Below are 3,534 nucleotides of genomic sequence, written 5' to 3'. Positions count from 1 at the left end.
GCATCCACCCCATGTTCCACTTGAAGCCGAACCCGAGCCCGCCCAGGTGCACCGGCCGCGACACCCCCGGCCAGGCGGTCGACTCCTCGGCGATCATCGTGATGCCGGGCACCCGCTTGTAGCAGGTGGCGTTGACCTCCTGCAGGAACGAGATGGCGTCCAGGTTCTCCCGGCCGCCGTACTGGTTGGGCGTCCACTCGCCGTCCTTGCGCGAGTAGTCCAGGTACAGCATGGAGGCCACGGCGTCCACCCGCAGCCCGTCCACGTGGAACTCCTCCAGCCAGTACACGGCGTTGGCGACCAGGAAGTTGCGCACCTCGTTCCGGCCGAAGTTGAAGACGAGCGTGCCCCAGTCGGGCTGCTCGCCGCGGCGCGGGTCGGAGTGCTCGTACAGCGGGGTGCCGTCGAACCTGGCCAGCGCCCACTCGTCCCGCGGGAAGTGCCCGGGCACCCAGTCGAGGATCAAGCCGATCCCGGCCCGGTGCAGCGCGTCGACCAGGTAGCGGAAGTCATCCGGGGTGCCGAACCGTGCCGTCGGCGCGTAGTACGAGGTGACCTGGTAACCCCACGAGCCGCCGAACGGGTGCTCGGCGACGGGCAGCATCTCGACGTGCGTGAAGCCCATGTCCTCGCAGTAGTCCGCGAGCTCCGTCGCGAGCTGCCGGTAGCTCAGGCCGGGCTTCCACGAGCCGAGGTGCACCTCGTAGATCGACATCGGCGCGTTCGCCCACTGGGTCGCGGCGCGCTTGGCCGTCCACTCCGCGTCCTGCCACTGGTACTCGGACCGCGTGACGACCGAGGCCGTCTGCGGCGGCACCTCCGTGGCGAACGCCATCGGGTCGGCCTTCTCGTGCCACACGCCGTCCTGGCCGAGGATGCGGAACTTGTACCGCGTGCCCGGCACGACGTTGGGCAGGAAGACCTCCCACACGCCGCTGGAACCCATGGAGCGCAACGGGTTCGCGCGCCCGTCCCAGCCGTCGAAGTCGCCCGTCACGCGCACACCGCGCGCGTTCGGCGCCCACACCGCGAACGAGACACCGGTGACGTCACCGGCGAGCGTCTCGTAGCAACGGACGTGCGCGCCCAGCACGTCCCACAGCCGTTCGTGCCTGCCCTCGCTGATCAGGTGCAGGTCGAGCTCGCCGACCGTCGGCAGCCACCGGTACGGGTCGTCGACCTCGACCGTGCGACCGTCGTCGTAGGTCACCAGGAGCCGGTAGTCGCCGGGCGCCTCGGGCAGCTCGCCCTCGAACAACGCGTCGGCGATCCGCGGCAGCTCGACCTGCTTGTCACCCCACGACACCGCGACCGACGTCGCGCCGGGGCGCAAGGCCCGCGCGATCACCTGGTCGCCGACGGTGTGCACACCCAGCACCGAGTGCGGGTCGTGGTGCGCACCTGACAGGAGTCGGTCCAGGTCGGCCTTCACGGCTTAGTCTCCTCCAGAAGTCATCCGGGCGATCGACGACAGCGGAACCGTCAACCACTCCGGCCTGTTGGCGTGCTCGTAAGCGACCTCGTAGACCGCCTTGTCCAGCTCGAACGCGCGCAGCAGCAGCGCGTCGTCCCGCGGGTCGGCCGCCACCTCGGCGTAGCCGTCGCAGAACGCCGCCCGGTTGCGCTTCGTCCACTCCATCGCGCGGTAGGCCAGCTGGTCGTCGTCGGGCTGGCCGACGAGGAGCTGGCGGGCCGCGTAGTCGAACGACCTCAGCATCCCCGCCACGTCGCGCAACGGCGACCTCAGCGCGAGCCGGTCCTCGACCGACGCCGCCGGCTCGCCCTCGAAGTCGATCAGCAGCCAGCCGTGCACGGTCCGCAGCACCTGCCCGAGGTGCAGGTCGCCGTGGACGTGCTGGATGGAGATCCGGCCGACGTGCTCACTCGCCTGCTCGTACGCGGCGCGCAACGGCTCCTCGTACCGCGCGAGCTCCGGCACCGACTCGGCGACCTCGCCCAGGCGGCGCTGCATGCCCGCGATCGCCCGGTCCACCGCGTCCTCGTCGGCGACCTGCGTGCCCAGGGCCTCCGCCAGGTCGGCGTGGACCTTCGCCACGGCGTGGCCCAGTCGCTGCGCCTCGCCGGCGAAGTCGCCGCCCACCTCGAACGCGTGCAGGTCGGCCTCGGCCATCAGGTCGCGGACCGACGTCTTCGCCATGTCCCAGCCCTCGACCGCGTCCGGCAGGAACTCCTGCAGCATCGCGAGCGTGACCGGGTCGCCGTCGAGCTCGGTGGAGATCGAGCCGAGCGGCTGCGCGATGTGCTCGCAGCCGACCGACCGCAGCGCCCGGTGCAGCACCAGGTCGCGGTTCTCGCCGCGGGCGAGCTTGCGGAAGATCTTGAGGATGTACTGCTGGCCGTAGATCAGCGACGTGTTGGACTGCTCCACGCCGATCGGCCGCCCGCGCAGACCCGTGCGCAGGTCGGTGCCGGGTTCGTGCGCGAAGACGATGCCGTCCGCGTCGTGGCCCGACGCGATCCGGTCGAGCAGCACGCCGTTGTGCTCGGGGTCGAGCAGCACGTCCCAGGCGCCGGTGCCCATGCTGAGCGCGCCCTGGTAGTTCTCCGTGCGGCCGGGCTGCTCCACCTCGAAGACCACGTGCACGAGGTCGCCGTCGACGACCGTCGTCCTCAGTGGACGGACGGCCGTGATCGGCTTGTCCTTGCCGCCGAACCACCGGGCGTGCGGGAGCAGATCGGGCAGAGAGGCGACCAGCTTGTCGACCAGCTCGTGGGGATCGGTCACGCTTTCACCTCATCTCGCTGTCGTCGCCTGCCTCTACCAGCTGGAACCAGTAGAAACCGTGACCGGGAAGGGTCAGCAGGTAGGGGAGTTCCCCGATGGCGGGGAACTTGACACCTCCCGTGAGCTCCAGCGGCGTGTAGTCGCGGTGCTCGGAGAGGTCCAGCTCGACCGGCTGCGGGAAGCGCGACAGGTTGTTGACGCACAGGACGATGTCCTCGCGCCCGTCGGGCCGCTTCCACAGCCGCTTGAACGCGAGCACGCTCGGGTTGGAGCCGCCGAGCTCGCTGAAGTCGCCCTCGGCGAACGCGTGGTGCTGCTTGCGCACCTCGATCATGTGCCGGGTCCAGTTGAGCAGCGACGTCGAGCTGTTGAGCTGGGCCTCGACGTTCAGGCCCTGGTAGCCGTAGACCGGGTCCATGATCACCGGCAGGTAGATCCGGCCCGGGTCGCAGGAGGAGAAGCCCGCGTTGCGGTCCGGGGTCCACTGCATCGGCGTGCGCACGGCGTCGCGGTCGGCGAGCCAGATGTTGTCGCCCATGCCGATCTCGTCGCCGTAGTACAGGACCGGCGACCCCGGCAGCGACAGCAGCATCGCCGTGAACAGCTCGTGCTGGTTGCGGTCGTTCTCCAGCAACGGGGCCAGCCGTCGGCGGATGCCGATGTTGGCCTTCATCCGCGGGTCCTTGGCGTACTCGGAGTACATGTAGTCGCGTTCTTCGTCGCTGACCATCTCGAGCGTGAGCTCGTCGTGGTTGCGCAGGAAGATGCCCCACTGGGCGTTCTCGGGG

Annotated in this window: 3 protein-coding genes; all 3 read right to left on the bottom strand. The window is 69.8% G+C overall.

The window, feature by feature from the left end:
* Positions 1-1,432: 1,4-alpha-glucan branching enzyme (gene glgB / locus VF330_RS28750; protein WP_330854820.1), on the bottom strand; the 1,432-nt coding region annotated here is incomplete at its 3' end.
* Positions 1,433-1,435: 3 nt separating this feature from the next.
* Positions 1,436-2,746: an aminoglycoside phosphotransferase gene (locus tag VF330_RS28745; protein WP_330854819.1), complete on the bottom strand. Its 1,311-nt coding sequence runs from the start codon at positions 2,744-2,746 to the stop codon at positions 1,436-1,438.
* 4 nt (positions 2,747-2,750) lie between these two features.
* Positions 2,751-3,534: alpha-glucosidase C-terminal domain-containing protein (locus VF330_RS28740; protein ID WP_330854818.1), on the bottom strand; the 784-nt coding region annotated here is incomplete at its 5' end.

Origin of the sequence: Lentzea sp. (genome assembly GCF_036380075.1) — a bacterium.
Lineage (GTDB): Bacteria > Actinomycetota > Actinomycetes > Mycobacteriales > Pseudonocardiaceae > Lentzea.
The sequence above is the reverse complement of the archived record's forward strand: the minus strand, read 5'-3'. Positions and strand labels throughout refer to the sequence as shown.